Origin of the sequence: Polymorphospora rubra (assembly GCF_018324255.1) — a bacterium.
GTDB classification, from domain to species: domain Bacteria; phylum Actinomycetota; class Actinomycetes; order Mycobacteriales; family Micromonosporaceae; genus Polymorphospora; species Polymorphospora rubra.
In genome coordinates this window covers 2,683,402-2,700,896 of sequence record NZ_AP023359.1, presented here as the reverse complement: position 1 = coordinate 2,700,896, position 17,495 = coordinate 2,683,402, and the positions used below count along the sequence as shown (strand labels likewise).

Below are 17,495 nucleotides of genomic sequence, written 5' to 3'. Positions count from 1 at the left end.
TCGCGCGTGGCGCCCACCGCTGCCCGACGCGAGCGTGATTGGATGCGGCGTGCTTCCGTTCAGTGCTGCACCCCCCGGCGGCTCCCCCACGGCCACCGGGCCGTTCGTGGCGGACCTGCACATCCACTCCAAATACTCGCGGGCCTGCAGCCGCGACCTCAACATGTCGAACCTGGCCTGGTGGGCCAGACGCAAGGGCGTCAGCCTGCTCGGCACCGGTGACTTCACCCACCCCGCCTGGTACGCACACCTGCGGGAGACACTGGAGCCGGCCGAGCCCGGTCTCTACCGGCTCAGCCGGGACGCCGAGCGCGACGTCGCCCGCAAGCTCCCGGCCCGGCTGGCCAGCGTCGCCGAAGCCAACCCGGTGCGCTACATGCTCAGCGTCGAGATCTCCACGATCTACAAGCGCGACGACCGCACCCGAAAGGTGCACCACCTCGTCTACCTGCCCGACCTCGACGCCGTGGCCCGGTTCAACACCGCGCTCGCCCGGATCGGCAACATCGCCTCCGACGGCCGGCCCATCCTCGGTCTCGACTCGCGCAACCTGCTGGAGATCACGCTCGAGGCCAGCCCGGACGGCTTCCTCGTCCCCGCGCACATCTGGACCCCGTGGTTCTCCGCGCTGGGCTCGAAGTCCGGCTTCGACGCGATCGCCGACTGCTACGCCGACCTGGCCGACCACATCTTCGCCGTGGAGACCGGCCTGTCGTCCGACCCGGCGATGAACTGGCGGGTGTCCAGCCTGGACCGCTACCAGCTGGTGTCCAACTCCGACGCCCACTCGCCACCGGCGCTGGCCCGGGAGGCGACGGTCTTCGCCACCGACCTCGACTACTTCGCCGTACGGGAGGCGATGCGCACCGGGGACGGGCTGCACGGCACGATCGAGTTCTTCCCCGAAGAGGGCAAGTACCACGCCGACGGACACCGCAACTGCGGCGTCAACTGGCAACCCGAGCAGACCCGGGCCGCCGGCGGCCGCTGCCCGCAGTGCGGCAAGCCGCTGACGATCGGCGTACTCAGCCGGGTCGAGGAGCTGGCCGACCGGCCCGACGGGTTCGTGCCGGCCCACGCCCGGCAGGTCACCCACCTGGTCGCGCTGCCCGAGATCGTCGGCGAGATCAACGGCGTCGGCCCGAAGTCGAAGACCGTCGAGGGCCACCTCAACACGCTCGTCGCCGCGCTCGGCTCCGAACTGGACATCCTCACCACCACCCCGCTCGACGCCATCGGCCAGACCGGCGGCGAACTGCTCGCCGAGGCGATCGGCCGGCTCCGCCGGGGCGAAGTACGCCGTACCCCCGGATACGACGGCGAGTACGGCGTCATCCGGCTCTTCGACCCCGCCGAGCTGAACCGGGGCGGCCAGGCGCAGACGCTGTTCGACGTACCCGTGCCGCAGCAGCGACCACCGGCGGAGCCGGCCCGGCGACGGGCGGCGACCGCCGCCGCGGCGAGCCCCGCGAAGGCCCCGAACGCCGCCAAGGCCGCGAAGACCGCCAAGGCAAAGCCCGAGCCGGCGGCCGTGCCACCGATCCCACCGCCGCCGTCCCCGCACGAGCCGTTCGAGCCGATGCTGGCCGGCATGGAGGAGGTCGGCACCGGACTGCTCGACCGGCTCGACGCGATGCAGCGGGTGGCCGCCTCGGCGCCCGGCGGGCCGCTGCTCATCGTCGCCGGTCCCGGGACCGGCAAGACGCGCACGTTGACCCACCGCATCGCCTACCTCTGCGCCGAACTGAACGTCTATCCGGAGCACTGCCTGGCGATCACCTTCACCCGCCGGGCCGCCGAAGAGTTGCGGAGCCGCCTCGACGGGCTGCTCGGACCGGTCGCCGAAGACGTCACCGTCGCCACGTTCCACTCGCTGGGCCTGGCGCTGCTGCGGGAGAACGCCAAGGCGGCGGGACTGCCGCCCGACTTCCGGATCGCCGACGACACCGACCGGGCCCAGGCGCGGGCCGAGGCCGGCGACGACGAGGCCGCGTACACCGATCTGCTGCGGGCGCAGGACCTCGTCGACCTCGACGAGTTGGTCACCCTGCCGCTGGCCCTGCTGCGCGACGACGCCGAACTGGTCGAGCGCTACCGGGACCGGTGGCGGTGGATCTTCGTGGACGAATACCAGGACGTCGACGCCGACCAGTACGAGCTGCTGCGCCTGCTCAGCCCGCCCGACGGCAACCTGTGCGCGATCGGCGACCCGGATCAGGCGATCTACTCGTTCCGGGGTGCGGACGTCGGCTACTTCCTGCGCTTCTCCGAGGACTTCCAGGAAGCCCGGCTGGTCCGTCTCAACCGCAACTACCGCTCGGCGGCGCCGATCCTGGCCGCCGCGGTCCAGGCCATCGCCCCGTCGTCGCTGGTCCGTGGCCGCCGCCTCGACCCGGCCCGGCTCGACCCGGAGGCACCGCTGGTCGGCCGCTACGCGGCGGCCGGTGTGACCGACGAGGCCAACTTCGTCGTACGCACGGTCGACGAGCTGGTCGGCGGCGTGTCCCACCGGTCGCTGGACTCCGGCCGGATCGACGGCCGGGTGTCCAACGTGTCGTTCTCCGACATCGCGGTGCTCTACCGCACCGACGCCCAGGCCGCGCCGATCGTCGACGCGCTCTCCCGCGCCGGTGTGCCGGTACAGAAGCGTTCCCACGACCGGCTGCGCGACCGGGCCGGCGTCGCCGCGATCATCCACGAGCTACGCCACGAGAACGGTCTCGGCGGATCCCTGGCCGCCCGGGTACGGCTGGCCGGCCAGGTGCTGGCACAGCGGTTCACCGCGCCCACCCTCGACGCGTCCGGGGCGGCCAGTCCCGAAGACGTCTGGTCGGCGGTCGAGCTGCTGACCCCGCTGGCCCAGCGCTGCGGCGACGACCTGCCGGAGTTCCTCGCGCAGGTCACGACCGGTGCCGAGGTCGACGCGCTCGACCCGCGGGCCGAGGCGGTCACCCTGCTCACCCTGCACGCGGCAAAGGGGCTGGAGTTCCCGGTCGTGTTCATGGTGGGCTGCGAGGACGGGCTGCTGCCGATGCGCTGGCCGGGTGCCACGCCGTCGGACGACGAGGTGGCCGAGGAACGCCGGCTGTTCTTCGTCGGGCTGACCCGCGCGCAGGACCGCCTGTACGTCAGCCACACCGCGCGGCGGCTGCGGCACGGCGGCGAACGGGAGTGCCGCCCGACACCGTTCCTCGACGTGATCGACTCGGCGCTCTTCGAACGGATCGGCGACACCGAGCCACGCCGGCCGAAGGACCGTCAGCTCCGGCTGCTCTGACTGCGACCCCTGCGCGGCCGGCTGCCCAGGGTGCTCAGGCGGTGAGGGTCACGGCCAGGAGAGCGCCGGCGAGCAGGGCCGGCCCGAACGGCAGCACGGTCTCCCGGTTGATCCGGCCGCTGGCCAGCAGCGCGAGTGCGACCGGACCGTTGAGCAGGTGCGGCAGGAGCACACCGGACAGGACGGTGTCCCAGCCGAGCCAGCCGAGTGGCACGCCTAGGACGCCGCCGAGCTTGACGTCGCCGAAGCCGAGCCGGGAACCCGGCAGCAGGGCGAGCACAACGTAGCCGGCGAGGCAGGCGATCCCCGCCGCGGCGGCCCGCCGCAGGTCGGCGCCGGCTCCGGTCAGGGCGGCCGCGCCGGTCAGACCGCCGACGGCAACCGTAAGCATGGCGAGCACCAGCGGGTCCGGCAGCCGCAGGCAGGCCAGGTCGACGAAGGCGAGGACCGTGCCGAGGGCGGCAACGCCGAGAAGGGCCGGCAGGGCGGGATCGGCGTCGAGGCTCACGGCGAGCAGACCGAACGTGACCGCACCGGTGGCCGCGGCGACCGGACGTGTCGGTGCCCGCGTCGTCGAGTAGCGGCGTACGAGGGGTGGAAGGCCGGCACCGAGCCCGGCGCCGAGCCCGGTGACCACGAGCGTGAGCAGCACCGACGGAGGCTAACCGGGGTCGCCCCCGGCGCGGGGGTGTGACGTACGCGATCAAGGGCCGTCAGGTTGCCGACAACGGCGGCCGGAGTGGGCGCCGACGGCCACGGCACTTCGGGCGAACCGGGCGGACACGGCGACTTTGGCGCACTTATGGGAGGTGAGGGTATCGAGGGGTCACGCTACGGTGGCGTCGTACACCGCCGTCCCGTACGGGTGGCCCGCTTCTCGACCTCTCGTGCCAGGAGGAACGTTCATGTCCAACTACGGACCGCCCGGCGGGCCCAACCCCGGCCAGCCGCCGCAGTGGCCCGGCGGCCAGCCCGACGATCGGCGGTACGAACAGCCGACCGACCCGTGGGGTGGGCAGGACCACCAGGTGTCCACTCCGCCCGCCGCCACCGGTTCACCGGTCGACGCGTCCGGCCAGCACGACTACCATGACCCGGCCAAGCAGGCGGGCGGCACCCAACGCTTCGACCAGCCCTACCCGCCACCGCCACAGTTCAATCCGCAGGGCCAGCCGCAGCCGGTCTGGACGCCGGCCGCCCCCGTCCCACCGGCGCGCAAGAGCAAGGGCCCGCTGATCGCGCTGGTCGCGGTGCTGGCGGTCCTGGTCCTCGGCGGCGGCGGAGTGGCCGCGTGGACGTTCCTCGGTGGCGACAACCAGAAGCCCGACGCCGCCGGGTCGAACACGTCGCCCGAGCCGGACGGCGGCTCCGGTGCCGATCCGGTCGGCGCGTCCCCGAGCCCGAGCACCGAGCCGGAACCGGAACCGACGACCGCCGCGCCCGGCCCGGGTGAGCCGGTGGATGTCCGGGAAGGGCAGTGCGTGCGGATCGAGGGTACGGAGGAAGAGCCGAAGCTGGTCGTCGCCGGGTGCGGCGCCGGCGCCTACACCGTGCTGAGCCGGATCGACGGCAAGACGAACGGGGCGGAGGACGCGAAGGCCAAGTGCGGCCGCGAGGTCGGGGTCGGCAAGTATTCGAGCTGGTACTACTTCGACAGTGAACTGGACGATCTCGACTTCGTCCTGTGCCTCCAGAAGCGCTGACTTTCCGTTACCGGGCGGCCGGACGCCGGCAGCATTCCGGCCGGCCGCCCGTGAACACCCGCCCGGTGGATCCGGAGTCGACGGACGTCGGGCTTGCACCAATGGCGTAGAAACGAATTCGTGCACCACAGGCGACCCGCCATGGATTTGATCACCATGTACGGGTGGTAATGAGCGCACCAGGTTACGGTGCGTAGTAGGCAACCCGAGGGAGTCCACCGGTTGCCGGCGCGCACCCTTCGATCTTGGGGAGATCATGTCGAGCTACGGTCCACCCGGCCCGGGCCAGCCAGATGACCCGTACAACCAACAGCCGCAGTACGGGGGCTACCCGCCGCCACCGCCCACCAGCGGTCCGGGTGGCTACCCGCCGCCGCCTTCGTCGTACCCGCCGCCGGGCGACCCGTACGGCCAGCCGGGTGATCCGTACGGCCAGCCGGGTGATCCGTACGGCCAGCCGGGTGATCCGTACGGCCAGCCGGTGAGTGGTGGCTACCCGCCGCCACCGCCGCCGACCGCCCAGTGGGGACAGCCGGGTCCGGTCGGATACCAGCCGCCGCCGGCCCCGCCGAGGCGGGGCGGTGGTGGCAAGATCGCCCTGATCATCGGCCTGGTCGTGCTCCTGATGCTCGCCCTGTGCGGCGTCGGGGTCTGGTGGCTGCTGCGGGACACGGACCAGAACGCGCAGCCCACGCCGACCGCATCCGCGCCGGTCGATCCGTCGGGCGACCCTTCGGGTGAGCCGTCGCCGAGCGCCTCACCGTCGTCGGCGTCGCCGTCGCCGTCGCCGTCGAGCGACAGCGGCACGTTCGCCAAGGGTGACTGCGTGGTCAACGACGGCACCGCCGACGACGCCGAACTGCGCAAGGTGCCGTGCGGTCCGGACACCTACGAGGTGCTGTCCCGGATCCCGTTCACCACCGACGGCGAGAAGTGCAAGACCGACCCGATCTTCGGTGACCCGGACTCGGACGCCAACTACACCCACGACAACCCGATCGACGCGGCCGACTACGTGCTCTGCCTCAAGAAGCGCTGAATTACAAAAGATAGGGCCGTCTAGCGTCAGCGCTAGACGGCCCTATCTTTTGCTCGACACGCCGATACCCCGATCTACGCACATCTAGGGTCGACGCTAGACGGGCCGATACCGTGGCATACGTGGACCCGGTCCGAAACCCGTACGCGCCCGGCGCCGGTCAGCGCCCACCCGAACTCGCCGGCCGCGGCCGCGAACTCGAAGTGTTCGACGTGGTGCTCGAACGCGTCGCCCGCAGCCGCCCCGAACGCAGCCTCGTCCTGACCGGCCTGCGCGGCGTCGGCAAGACCGTGCTGCTCAACACCCTGCGCTCGCAGGCGATCGGCCGGCTCTGGGGCACCGGCAAGATCGAAGCCCGGCCGGACCAGTCGCTGCGCCGGCCGGTCGCCGCCGCCCTACACATGGCGATCCGCGAACTCGCCCCGCACCACCGCGCCCCGGACCGGATCGACGAGTTCCTCGGCGTGCTCAAGGCATTCGCGCTGCGGGCCAACCCGCCGGCTGGCGGCCGGAGCAGTGCGCCACGGTTGCGGGACCGTTGGCAACCCGGAATCGACGTACCGGCCGCGACCGGGCGGGCCGACTCCGGCGACATCGAGATCGACCTGGTCGAACTCTTCACCGACGCGGCCAGCGTCGCCACCGATGTCGGCACCGGCGTGGCACTGTTCATCGACGAGATGCAGGATCTCGGCGCCGCCGACGTGTCGGCGCTCTGCGCCGCCTGCCACGAACTGTCCCAGCTCGGCGCACCCCTGATCGTGGTCGGCGCCGGGCTGCCGCACCTGCCGGCGGTGCTGTCCGCCGCGAAGTCGTACTCCGAGCGCCTCTTCCGCTACCAGCGGATCGACCGGCTGGACCGGATCGCCGCCGACCGGGCACTGTGCGCGCCGGCCGAGCGGGAGGACGTCGCGTACGAGCCGAAGGCGCTGGACCTGCTCTACGAGAAGTCCGGCGGATACCCGTACTTCGTTCAGGCGTACGGGAAGGCGACCTGGGACCACGCACCCCGGTCGCCGATCACCGCCGCCGACGTACGGGTCGCGGCGCCCGAGGCCGAGGCGGAGCTGGCCGTCGGGTTCTTCGGCTCCCGGTTCGAGCGGGCCACCCCGGCCGAACGCGAGTACATGCGGGCCATGGCGGCACTGTCGCATGTGGAGGAATCGTCGAGCGACGACCTGGACGCCGCCGTGCCGACCGCCGACGTGGCCCGCTCACTGGGCCGCAAGCCGGCCAGCCTCTCCCCGGCCCGGGACGCCCTGATCAAAAAGGGGCTGATCTATTCGGGGGAACGCGGCACCGTGGCGTTCACCGTTCCGCACTTCGGTCGCTACCTGCGTACGCAGCCGGGCTAGCCCGGAGGCTGTCAGGCTGCCGGCCCCGCAAACGCGCGGCGCCGGCAGCCGGTCCGAACCGGACGGTCAGCCGGAGGGTTGCAGCCGTTCGATGACGCTGCGCAGGTCGCGCCGCTCGATCGCCGCCGCCATCAGCTCCGGGAACGCGTCCGGAGTGCAGGCGAAGGCCGGCACGCCCATCGCGGCCAGCGCGGCGGCGTTCTGGTGGTCGTACGCCGGCGCCCCCTCGTCGGACAGGGCCAGGAGCACGATCACCTGTACGCCGGCGGCCGTCATCGCCGCCACCCGGCGCAGCATCTCGTCGCGTACGCCGCCCTCGTAGAGGTCGCTGATCAGCACGAAGATGCTGTCCTTCGGCCGGCTGATCAGGCCCTGCGAGTAGGCGATCGCCCGGTTGATGTCGGTGCCGCCGCCGAGCTGGGTGCCGAAGAGCACCTCGACCGGGTCGGCGAGCTTGTCGGTCAGGTCGACGACGGCGGTGTCGAAGACGACCATCGACGTACGCAGGGCGCGCATCGACGCGAGCACCGCGGCGAACACGCTCGAGTAGACCACCGACGCCGCCATCGACCCCGACTGGTCGATGCAGAGCACCACGTCGCGGTGTACGGCGGTCGACCGCCGGCCGTAGCCGATCAACCGCTGTGGGATGACGGTGCGGTATTCGGGCTGGTAGTGGGCGAGGTTGGCGCGGATCGTCCGGTCCCAGTCGATGTCCCGGTGCTTGGGGCGGTTGATCCGGGTGGCCCGGTTGAGCGCACCGGTCACCGCGGCGCGGGTCTGCTGCGCGATCCGTCGTTCCAGGTCGGCGACGACCTTCGCGACCACCTGGCGGGCGGTTTCCTTGGTCGACTCGGGCATGACCCGGTTGAGCGACAGCAGGGTGCCGACCAGGTTGATGTCCGGCTCGACCGCTTCGAGCATCTCCGGTTCGAGCAGCAGGCGGGTCAGGTTGAGCCGGTCGACGGCATCGGCCTGCATCACCTGTACGACGGTCGACGGGAAGTAGGTGCGGATGTCGCCCAACCAGCGGGCCACGTTCGGCGCCGAGCCACCGAGGCCCCCCTTGCGGGAACCCGAACCACCGGCGCCGGCACCGGCGTAGAGCGCGGCGAGGGCGGCGTCGATACCCACGTCGTCACCGCTCAGCTTCTGCCCGGTCGCGTCGGAGTCACCGCCGAGCACCAACCGCCACCGGCGCATCCGTTCCTGCTGGAAATCGGTACTCATCGGACGGTTGCCTCCGCCTCGGAAACAGGTGCCCAACCCAGCAGGGTGGACACGGTCGGCACGACCAGGGCGACCCGGGCCGGATCGAGGTCGGCCTCGGCCTGCGGTGCGGCAACCGGTGTGCCGCTCTCCAGCGCCCGGGCCCGCTCCCCGATCGACCGACGCTCCGGCCCCGCGAACTGGCTGAACGTACGCCGCAGCAACGGCAGGACCTCGACGAACACGTCCGCCGGGATCGCCGTCAGCCAGCCGTCGACCAGTGCCAGCAGGCGCGGGTCGTGCACCAGCAGCAGCCCGCCGCCGGCCAGGAAGCCCTCCACCCAGGCCGCTGCGGTGGCCGGTGGCACGCCGACGGTCAGGTTGAGCGCCATCCGGTGACCGACCTCGTCGGCGTCGAGCCGGCCGGCGTCGAACAGCAGCCGGGTCAGCCGACCGGCGAGCAGGCCGGGCACGTCGTCGCGGTTGGCGGCCCGGTCGAGGGCGTTCAACCACCGTTCGCGGAGGTCGTCCCGGTCGACCGTCGTGCCGGAACCATCCGATGTGGACGATGCGTCCTGCTGGGCGGCCTCGGCGAGCAGCCCGATGGCGGTGTGCGCGACGTCGACGTGCTTGCGCATCTCACGGGCTGCCGCGTCGTCGAGACCGGTGAGCGCGCCGGGCAGGTTGACGCAGGCGCGGACGACCAGGCCACCGGTCACCGACCGCAGCGCCCCGAGGTCGGTGCCGCGTACGTCGCCGTAGCGAACCGTACGGGCCAGCGGCGGAAGCGCGGCGAGCAGGTGCGCGACGTCGGTGTCGAGCGCGACCCGGGCGTCGAGCGCCACCAGCACGTCGTCCAGTGCCGCGGGCAGGTCGGCGAGCAGGCACTGCTCGACCAGCGCGGTCACCTCGCCGAGGCTCGCCGACCGGGCCGCCTTCTCCCGGACGCGGCCGCCGGCCGCCTCGGCCACGGTGAGCCCGTACCCGCTGGCTTCGATGAGGTCGACCACGAAGCCGGGTTCCCAACCCAGGTGCCACGACTCCCAGAAGGTGCCGCTGCCGCGCCGGGCCGGCGCCGGCCGGCCCCAGTCGACGCCGAGCACCCGCAGCCGGTGCAGCAGCCGGCTGCGGTCCCGGTCGATGTCCTTACGCAGGTCGAGATCGAGGTCGCGGGCCAGCGCCTCGGCCGGCAGCCGCAGCCGCTTCTGCGTGGCGGTCACGTCCCGCAACAGCGGGACGGCCGGGGTGTCGTCGGGCACCACACCGAGCCGGTCGCCGACCACCAGCCGCCGGTCGACCAGCTCGACCCGCAGGTCGTCGCCGTCGCAGAGAACGGCGCGTACCGACTCGGTGATCTCGGGCAGGCCGGGCATCGGCCGGCCCCGGACGACGGCGAGCGTCTCGGCCAGCCGGACGCCCTCGATCACGTGGGCGCTGGAGACCGGCAGCCCCTCGTCGCGCAATACGGCGGCGACCTGCACGAACCACCGGGCGACGGTGTGGTCCTCGGTGGTGAACAGGTGGTGGTACCACCCCGGCGAGGTCACGCCGGCGCCGTAGCCACGCCAGGAGGCGAGCCGGCCATGGGTCCATGGCACCCAGGTCAGGCTGACCTTCGCCTTGGGAACGCCGCGCAGGGTACGGGCGTCCTGCGCGGCCGGCGGCAGCGGCGCGGTCAGGGCCGGTACGTGCCACGCACCGCAGACGACCGCGACCCGCTCGAAGTCGCGGCAGGCGGCCCGCAACGCGGTACGCATGTGCGCCTCGCGCCGCTCCTCCTCCGCCGCGTGCGACCCGGTCCGCGGAGTCGCCGCGGCCCGTACCTCGGTCATCGCCTCGGCGATGGCCTCGAACGGCGCCAGCGCCCGGCTCAGCTCGTCGTCCCCGGCGAGGGACACGTCGAGGCGCTGCTCGACGACGTCCTCCCACCAGTCCTCCGGTCGCGGATAGCCGGCGGCCTCGGCCAGTTCGACGATCGGGTTGCGCCGGTCGTCGCGTTCCGCGCCGAGGTCGCCGCCGACGGTCGCGAACTGCTGGGCGGCCGGCTGGTCGCAGAACCGGACCGGTATCCCACGACCGACCGCCCAGCGCAGGGCCTGCCACTCGGGCGAGAACTCCGCGAAGGGCCAGAACGCGGCCCGGGACGCGGGTTCGTGGGGTCGGGCGTCGGGGTCGGACGGACCGGCGTCGTCGGCCGCCCCGTCCGACCCCGGTTGGCCGGAACCGTCGGGTGCGCCGGAGCCGTCCGGGGCTCCGGCGGCCGGTCCGGCCACGGTTGCCACGGCGGAGACCGGTCCGCCGGTGGCGGCGGTCTTCGCCGTACGCGATCGGGAGGTCAGCTCGGTCGGATAGGCCAGCAGGGCCACCGGTGGCCGCATCTGGTCCTGGCCGGCGAGCGCCACCAGGGCGTCCGCCTCGGGCGGGCCCTCGATGAGGACGATGTCGGGCTCGTATGCCTCCAGCGCCCGGCGCACCGCGCGGGCCGAGCCCGGGCCGTGGTGCCGGACGCCGAGCAGGACCGGGGAGCCGGTCACCCGGCGTCCCGGGCGGCACGGTAGAAGTCCCGCCAGCCGTCACGCTCGCGTACGACGGTCTCCAGGTATTCCAGCCAGATGGCCGGGTCGGCGGCGGGGTCCTTGACGACCGCGCCGTGAATGCCGGCGGCCACGTCGTCGGCGCGCAGTTCGCCGTCGCCGAAGTGCGTGGCGAGCACCATGCCGTTGGTGACCACGGAGATCGCCTCGGCGGTCGACAACGTGCCGCTGGGCGACTTGAGCTTGGTGCGGCCGTCCTCGGTGAGGCCGCCACGCAGCTCGCGGAAGATCGTGACGACCCGCCGGATCTCGTCGACGGCGGCCGGCATCTCGGGCAGTTCCAGCGACCGGCCGAGCGAGGCGACCCGGCGGGTGACGATCTCGACCTCTTCGTCGGCGGTCGCCGGCACGGGCAGGACGACGGTGTTGAAGCGGCGGCGCAGGGCCGAGGAGAGCTCGTTGACGCCCCGGTCGCGGTCGTTGGCCGTGGCGATGATGTTGAAGCCCTTGGTGGCCTGCACCTCGTCGCTCAGCTCGGGGATCGGCAGCGTCTTCTCGGACAGGATCGTGATGAGGGTGTCCTGCACGTCCGACGGCACTCGGGTCAGTTCCTCGACCCGGGCGATCCGGCCGTCGGCCATCGCCCGCATGACCGGGCTGGGCACCAGGGCGGCCCGGGACGGTCCCTCGGCCAGCAGCCGGGCGTAGTTCCAGCCGTACCGGATCGCCTCCTCGGCGGTGCCGGCGGTGCCCTGGACGAGCAGGGTGGAGTCGCCGCTGATCGCGGCGGCGAGATGCTCGGAGACCCAGGTCTTGGCGGTGCCGGGCACACCGAGCAGCAGCAGTGCCCGGTCGGTGGCCAGGGTGGCGACCGCCACCTCCATCAGGCGGCGCGGTCCGACGTACTTCGGGCTGATCTCGTCGCCGTCGCCGAGCAGGTAGGTCACCACGGCCTGCGGGGAGAGCTGCCAGCCCCGGGGCGGGGCCGGTCGTCGGACTTGGCGAGGATGGCCAGCTCGTCGGCGAACTGCTGCTCCGCGTGCTGACGCAACACGGCTGGGGGCAGGGTGGACGTGGTCACGCAAGCTCCTCGATCATTTTCTGGCGGAAGTGCAGGATTTCGGCGAGCCGCTCGATGGCCCGCTCGTAGGTGTATTGGGCCTCGTCGTCACGCAGTGCCGCGGCGCGGGCGGCAACGTCGGCGGCGGCGGACGGCGACAGTTTCCTGGCGGCCAACTGGCAGAGCGAATCTGCCCGGTAGCCCTGCCGCTCGCGGGTGATCAGCACGACGACCCGGTCGAGTACGGCCGTGCCCAGGTCGGCCGGCCACGGCGCGGGGCACATCATGAGCAACTGGTAGACCTGCTGGCTGGCGTTGTCGTCGGTGAGCAGATCGCGGGCGTGCTCGCTCAGCTCGGCCGGCGGCAGCAGTTCGTAGAGGCCCTCCGCCGGTCGGGTTCCGTAGCTGGGCCGGAGCAGCGCTTTCGCCGATGGCGAGGCGAGCAACTGTCGGGCCCACTCGACGTCGCGTTCGCGGGCCGCCGCCCGGGCCAGGCCGCGCACCAGGTTCTCCGCCCAACCGTCGGCGTCCGGCCGGTGCAGCAGGAAGGTCGTCGGGTCCGGCGCGTAGTCCAGCCAGGTCGACAGCGGGGTGGCGGCGACGAGCGCCTCCAGCCACCAGGCCCGCTTGCCGTACCCGGCGCCGTTGCCGGGGTCGGCCGACAGGCCGTCGCGGACCATCGCGGGATCGACCTCGGCCGGTGGCTCGATGATCAACCCGCCCGAGCCGTCGAGGCGTACGGCGGCCCGGGCCCGCTGCGCCATCCGTTCCTGATATGCCGAACCGGACAGCCGGGCGAGCAGCCGGACGGCCTGCTGCCGGACTCCCTTGGCCCGGTCGTCCAGCGCCTTCTCCAGGAACACCTCGTCGCCCGGCCCGAGCCCGATGCCGAGGGTGGCGATGAACCGCTCCCGGTTCGCTGCGGGCTCCTTGGACCATGCGGCGACGAGGTGGTCGCGGGCCGCGTCCGGGTCACCGCGCCGGGCCCGGGCGAGCAGGGCGGCCCGGGTGCCGGCGCTGCCCTCCTGCCAGCGGGTCTCGTCCCAGGCGACGGCAGCCGCGGCGGGCCGGGTGGCCGCGTCGTACGGCTCGTCGAACTCTTCGGTGAGGTCGACCTCGTCCGGGTCGTCGGCTTCCTCCAGCAGGTAGCCCCAGCTCGGGCGCTGTTCCGCGAGCCACCGGGCCCGGTTGCCGCCGGCCACGGCGACCAGCGAACGGAGTTCACGGCTGGCCCGCCCGGCTTCGAGCAGCGCCGGCAGCGACTGCGGCGGGGCGACCAGCCCGCGCCCGGCGGCCAGGCTGAGCCACTCGCGGGTCAACTCGCTACGGGCATCGGCGTCGAACACGTTGCCGCCGAGCAGTCTCGTCAGGCGGTTGCCGGCGGCCGCGCCGACCATCGGTCGGGCCTCGTCCGGTGCGCGGGCAGGACGGGCGACGTCGCGATCCGGCAAACCGCCGGCGCGGCGCGACACCGCGAGCAGTGCGGCCACCTCGAGCAGCCCGGAAGCGGGGTCGGCGGCGGTGGGCGGAACCCAGGTCGGTGGGCCGGTCCGGTCGGTGCCGACCAGCGCGGTCGACATCACCTCGGCCCAGGCGGGGGTTGCCGTGGTCACAGCGCCACCATCTTTCCGTCCAGCCAGGCGGTCATCAGTTGCAGTCCGGTCGGCGTCCACACCGCCGCGACCCGCACCGGGCGGCCACCGGCCAGGGCGACCAGCACCCACAACTCGGCGGCGGAGTGGAGCGGGAGAGCGTCGCCGGCGGCGTCGATCAGGTGCCACTGCCCGTCGGCGAGGGTGACCACGACCTCGTCGAGCAGCATCGGCCAGCGGTCGAGCCACGGGTCGGCGGCCAGCGCGGCGGCGTACCCGTCGAGGGCGGCCGCGACGGTCGAGGCGGACACCTCGCCCGTGCCCGGGGTCGCGGTGAACCCGTGCTGCTGGGAGACGAGGGCCCGCAGCGCCGCGCCGCCGGGATAGAAGCACAGGTCGGCGTCGACGACGGTGCCGGTCACCAGGTCGGCGCTCAACGCCTGGCCGGGTGCGGCGAAGGAGAGCACCAGGGCCGGCCGGCCGGTCTGCCGGCCGTGCAGCCACACCCGGCGTACGGTCAGCTTGTCGGCCGCCTCGTCCTGCCGGCCGAGCACCAGCCACCTGTCCCGGGTGGCCGGGGTGGCGAGCACCTCCTCGGTGCTGATCGGGTAGCCGACGTGCTGACGTACGGTCGCGGCCAGTGCGGGCGGCAGGTCGTCCAGCCGGCGGTGCCCGGCCACGAGCATCCGCAGGAGGGCCAGCTCGGTCAGCAGGGCGTCGGCGGGCTGCCCGACGGCGACCCCGGCGAGCCCCTTGACCGTCGACGCGGCGGCGGGGGCCTGCGCGTCGACCAGGCGGGCGGCCATCGAGTCCCAGTGCTTGTAGCCGTGCTGGCCGGCACCGGCGAGACCGGCCCGGATCTGGTCGGCCAGCCAGGTGTCCAGCTCGTCGAGGCCGGCGGTGACCCGGGTGGCCCGGCGCTTCGCCGTACGGGCGGCGGCGGCCGGGTCGGCGGGGCCGGCGTTCTCCTGGCGGGTCTTGGCGCGTTCGACGCGGGCGGCGCGGGAGTCGCGCCACTCCCGCACCCACTCCGGCGGCTCACCGGCGGTGAGCTTGCCGTCGGACCAGAGCAACAGCAGTGCGAGGGCATGCTTGCACGGAAACTTGCGACTGGGGCAGGAGCACCGGTAGGCGGGCTCGGCCAGGTCGACGCAGGTCTGGTAGGGCTTGGACCCGCTGCCCTTGCACAGGCCCCAGACGCCGCCGGGCTGCTCACCGCCCCCGTCGTGGCCGATGTCGTGCCACTTCTGGAGCGTGGCCAGGCCCCGGCCCGCCTTCTGCGACGACGCGTCCGGCGCGAGCGCGAGCACCTGCTCGGTGCTCCACCGGCTGTCGGTTACCACCTCGGACATGGCTCGGGACTGTAGCGGGGTCATGCGACAGTTCGGTGGGTAGCCAACCACCCACCAGGGTATGAAGGTGTCATGACTCCCGTGCGTTCCGCGGCCCGCGTCCTGCTCAGCGGGATCTTCGTCCTGAGCGGCGTCCGTAACCTGGCCAATCCCGAGCCACTGGTCGCCAAGGCGAAGCCGGTCACCGACCGGGTCACGCCGCTGCTGGAACGGGCGGATCCCCGGCTGCCCACCGATCCGCGTACCCTCATCCGCGTCAACGCCGCGGCCCAGCTCGCCGGTGGCCTGCTGCTGGCCACCGGAAGGTGCACCCGGCCGGCGGCGGCGGTGCTGGCCGCGTCGCTGGTGCCGACCACCCTCGCCGGCCATCCATTCTGGAGCGTCGACGATCCGACCGACCGCCGCAACCAGCAGACCCACTTCCTCAAGAACATCGGCCTGCTCGGCGGGCTGCTGCTGGCCGCGGTCGACACGCAGGGCCGCCCCGGTGTCGGGTGGCGGACGCGGCGGGCCGTCGACGACGGGCTCCGGTCGGTGGACCGGGGCCGTCGGTCGGTCGGGCGGGCGGTCCGGACCGCCCGCCGGGATGCCCGGATCGCGTTGCGCTCGGCAACGATCGGGCGTCAGCTGCCCCGTTGAGCCCGGATGCCGGCCTCGCCGGGCCGGTCAGTACCCTGCTCAAACTGAGCATTAGGGACCAATCTCGCCTCGTACACCCGGACAGAGTCTGGCAATAGTATGAACAAGCTGTGAATCACCTGAAATAGACTCCTTGCGTTAACGAGGACGAAATGTCGCGAACCAGTGTGGGATCGGACACGGTCCCATAACGCAGGAGGTAATGCGGTGCCTCGCCGATCTAGGCTCCGTGGTGGACCTGAACGCGAAGCACGACAACGGTACGGGGGTGGCCACGCCATGCCGGCGACCGTCGAGAGACGGCCCAGCCGACCTGCACCAGCCAACCGCCTCGCACGTGGATTCGATCGTCGGACAGTAATTCGCATCGGCATCATCGCCGGCGTCCTCTATGCCGCCTGGCTCGCCGTGGAAGCCTTCGGACGGCCGTACATCTTCTTCGACATGAAGATCTACCACGGCGCTGTGGTGTGGTGGGCAGGCGGAAACGATCTGTACGACTTCACCGCGCCCGAAACTACTCTCGGGTTCACATACCCGCCCTTCGCCGGACTCGCCATGCTGCCGATGGCGGGCCTGTCGGTGGTCGCCGCGGGCTGGGTCAACCTGCTCGTCAGCCTCGCCGCGCTCACCCTCGTACTCGTCGCGCTGATCGTGCCGATCGCCGACCGCCACGGCTGGTCGCGCTGGTTCGCCGTCGCGCTCGCGGTGTCGCTGGCGGTGGCCATCGAACCCGTACGAGAGACGTTCGGCTACGGGCAGGTCAACCTGCTGCTGTTCGGGCTGATCATGGCGGATCTCGTCGCGCTGCGCCGCCGCGCCCAGGCCGGGCTACGGCCGCCGGTGGCCGGTGGAGTCCTGCGCAGGCTGTGGCACAGCGGCGCGTGGGCCGGCGCCGGCATCGGGCTGGCCAGCGCCATCAAGCTCACCCCCGCCCTGTTCATCGTCTATCTGCTCATCACCCGTCAGTGGCGGGCCGCGATGACCGCGATCGGCACCGCCATCGGTGTCACGACAGCCGGCTTCGTTTTCGCCGGCCGCGAGTCGGCCACCTACTTCACCAGCGTGCTGTGGCAGACCGACCGGATCGGCAAGGCCGACATGACGCCGAACCAGTCGCTCGCCGGACTGCTCGCGCGGCTGTACGACTCGGTCGAGACGCCGACCCTGCTGTGGCTGGCGTTCTCCCTGGTCGTGCTCGCCATCGGACTGTCCCGGGCGTCCTCGGCGCACGCCGACGGTGACGAACTGGCCGCCTTCGCGCTCGTCGGCCTCACCGCCAACGTGATCAGCCCGATCTCGTGGACGCACCACCTGGTCTTCGTGATCCCGGCGATCGTGGTCCTCGCCGACGCCGCGCTGCGCCGCCGGGCCGCGAGCCGGGGACCGGGCCGCATCGGCAGCCCACTACCCAACCCGCTGTTCACGGCCAGCTCGCCCGGCCCGCGTACCCCGATCTGGTTCCCGACGCTGACCGGCCTACGGCATGCCAGTGCCGCGGTCGCCCTCTACCTGCTGATGCTGGTCGCCCCGATCTGGGCGTACGAGCACCAGTTGCCGCACGAGTCGCACTATCAGAACGGCCTCTTCGGCGCGCTGATGGAGAACTCGCTCGCGCTGGCGTTGATCCTGCTGGTCGCCGCCCTGCCCTGGCGGCCCGGGGCGGAACCCGCGTTCTACACCGACTCGATGATGCGGCTGCACCGCCGGCTCCTGAACGCCCGGCTGCGCTGAG

General features: G+C 72.6%; 13 protein-coding genes. 6 read left to right on the top strand and 7 right to left on the bottom strand.

Features of this window, described 5'->3' with window-relative positions; translation table 11 throughout:
* Positions 1–49 precede the first annotated feature (49 nt).
* Positions 50–3,277 (top strand): UvrD-helicase domain-containing protein, encoded by a 3,228-nt coding sequence (locus Prubr_RS12455; protein ID WP_212825051.1) that lies wholly within the window; start codon positions 50–52, stop codon positions 3,275–3,277.
* Between the two features lie 34 nt (positions 3,278–3,311).
* On the opposite strand, the gene Prubr_RS12450 is transcribed toward Prubr_RS12455, so the two are convergent.
* Positions 3,312–3,929 carry a prepilin peptidase gene (locus Prubr_RS12450; RefSeq protein ID WP_212825049.1) on the bottom strand — a complete coding sequence of 206 codons (618 nt, stop codon included), beginning with the start codon at positions 3,927–3,929 and terminating at the stop codon, positions 3,312–3,314.
* 253 nt (positions 3,930–4,182) lie between these two features.
* Between Prubr_RS12450 and Prubr_RS12445 the strand changes: the two genes are divergently transcribed.
* From Prubr_RS12445 to Prubr_RS12435, 3 genes are all read left to right on the top strand, one after another.
* The gene (locus tag Prubr_RS12445; RefSeq protein ID WP_212825047.1) at positions 4,183–4,980 is read left to right on the top strand and encodes an LppU/SCO3897 family protein; all 798 of its coding nucleotides are present in this window, start codon (positions 4,183–4,185) and stop codon (positions 4,978–4,980) included.
* Between the two features lie 256 nt (positions 4,981–5,236).
* The gene (locus Prubr_RS36820) at positions 5,237–6,019 is read left to right on the top strand and encodes an LppU/SCO3897 family protein (protein WP_246568606.1); all 783 of its coding nucleotides are present in this window, start codon (positions 5,237–5,239) and stop codon (positions 6,017–6,019) included.
* 122 nt (positions 6,020–6,141) lie between these two features.
* On the top strand, positions 6,142–7,374 hold the full coding sequence (locus Prubr_RS12435; RefSeq protein ID WP_212825045.1) for an ATP-binding protein: 1,233 nt from the start codon (positions 6,142–6,144) through the stop codon (positions 7,372–7,374).
* Positions 7,375–7,440: 66 nt separating this feature from the next.
* Here the strand turns inward: Prubr_RS12435 and Prubr_RS12430 are convergent, their stop codons facing one another.
* The 6 genes from Prubr_RS12430 to Prubr_RS12410 are packed head-to-tail and all read right to left on the bottom strand — an operon-like array spanning position 7,441 to position 15,121.
* Positions 7,441–8,604: a VWA domain-containing protein gene (locus tag Prubr_RS12430; RefSeq protein ID WP_212825042.1), complete on the bottom strand. Its 1,164-nt coding sequence runs from the start codon at positions 8,602–8,604 to the stop codon at positions 7,441–7,443.
* A complete protein-coding gene (locus Prubr_RS12425) occupies positions 8,601–11,117 on the bottom strand; it encodes a DUF5682 family protein (RefSeq protein ID WP_212825040.1) in 2,517 nt (838 codons plus the stop codon). The genes Prubr_RS12430 and Prubr_RS12425 overlap by 4 nt, the downstream gene beginning before the upstream one ends.
* On the bottom strand, positions 11,114–12,064 hold the full coding sequence (locus Prubr_RS12420) for an ATP-binding protein (RefSeq protein ID WP_246568604.1): 951 nt from the start codon (positions 12,062–12,064) through the stop codon (positions 11,114–11,116). Before Prubr_RS12420 ends, Prubr_RS12425 begins: the two co-directional genes overlap by 4 nt.
* The gene (locus tag Prubr_RS36815) at positions 12,061–12,198 is read right to left on the bottom strand and encodes a hypothetical protein (RefSeq protein ID WP_246568603.1); all 138 of its coding nucleotides are present in this window, start codon (positions 12,196–12,198) and stop codon (positions 12,061–12,063) included. Before Prubr_RS36815 ends, Prubr_RS12420 begins: the two co-directional genes overlap by 4 nt.
* Entirely contained in the window at positions 12,195–13,790 is a 1,596-nt protein-coding gene (locus tag Prubr_RS12415) for a DUF5691 domain-containing protein (protein WP_212825038.1), read from the bottom strand. Before Prubr_RS12415 ends, Prubr_RS36815 begins: the two co-directional genes overlap by 4 nt.
* A complete protein-coding gene (locus Prubr_RS12410) occupies positions 13,787–15,121 on the bottom strand; it encodes an SWIM zinc finger family protein (protein WP_212825036.1) in 1,335 nt (444 codons plus the stop codon). The genes Prubr_RS12415 and Prubr_RS12410 overlap by 4 nt, the downstream gene beginning before the upstream one ends.
* 72 nt (positions 15,122–15,193) lie before the next feature.
* Here Prubr_RS12410 and Prubr_RS12405 point away from each other — a divergent pair, with 72 nt between their 5' ends.
* Both Prubr_RS12405 and Prubr_RS12400 read left to right on the top strand, forming a co-directional pair.
* Positions 15,194–15,760: a DoxX family protein gene (locus tag Prubr_RS12405; RefSeq protein ID WP_212825034.1), complete on the top strand. Its 567-nt coding sequence runs from the start codon at positions 15,194–15,196 to the stop codon at positions 15,758–15,760.
* A gap of 279 nt (positions 15,761–16,039) precedes the next feature.
* Positions 16,040–17,494 (top strand): glycosyltransferase 87 family protein, encoded by a 1,455-nt coding sequence (locus Prubr_RS12400; protein WP_212825032.1) that lies wholly within the window; start codon positions 16,040–16,042, stop codon positions 17,492–17,494.
* The last annotated feature ends 1 nt before the right edge of the window (position 17,495 follow it).

Coding starts and splice junctions, on each gene's coding strand:
- Prubr_RS12445 (WP_212825047.1), top strand. CDS start 4,183: ATGTCCAACTACGGACCGCCCGGCGGGCCCAACCCCGGCCAGCCGCCG.
- Prubr_RS36820 (WP_246568606.1), top strand. CDS start 5,237: ATGTCGAGCTACGGTCCACCCGGCCCGGGCCAGCCAGATGACCCGTAC.
- Prubr_RS12430 (WP_212825042.1), bottom strand. CDS start 8,604: ATGAGTACCGATTTCCAGCAGGAACGGATGCGCCGGTGGCGGTTGGTG.
- Prubr_RS12410 (WP_212825036.1), bottom strand. CDS start 15,121: ATGTCCGAGGTGGTAACCGACAGCCGGTGGAGCACCGAGCAGGTGCTC.
- Prubr_RS12405 (WP_212825034.1), top strand. CDS start 15,194: ATGACTCCCGTGCGTTCCGCGGCCCGCGTCCTGCTCAGCGGGATCTTC.
- Prubr_RS12400 (WP_212825032.1), top strand. CDS start 16,040: ATGCCGGCGACCGTCGAGAGACGGCCCAGCCGACCTGCACCAGCCAAC.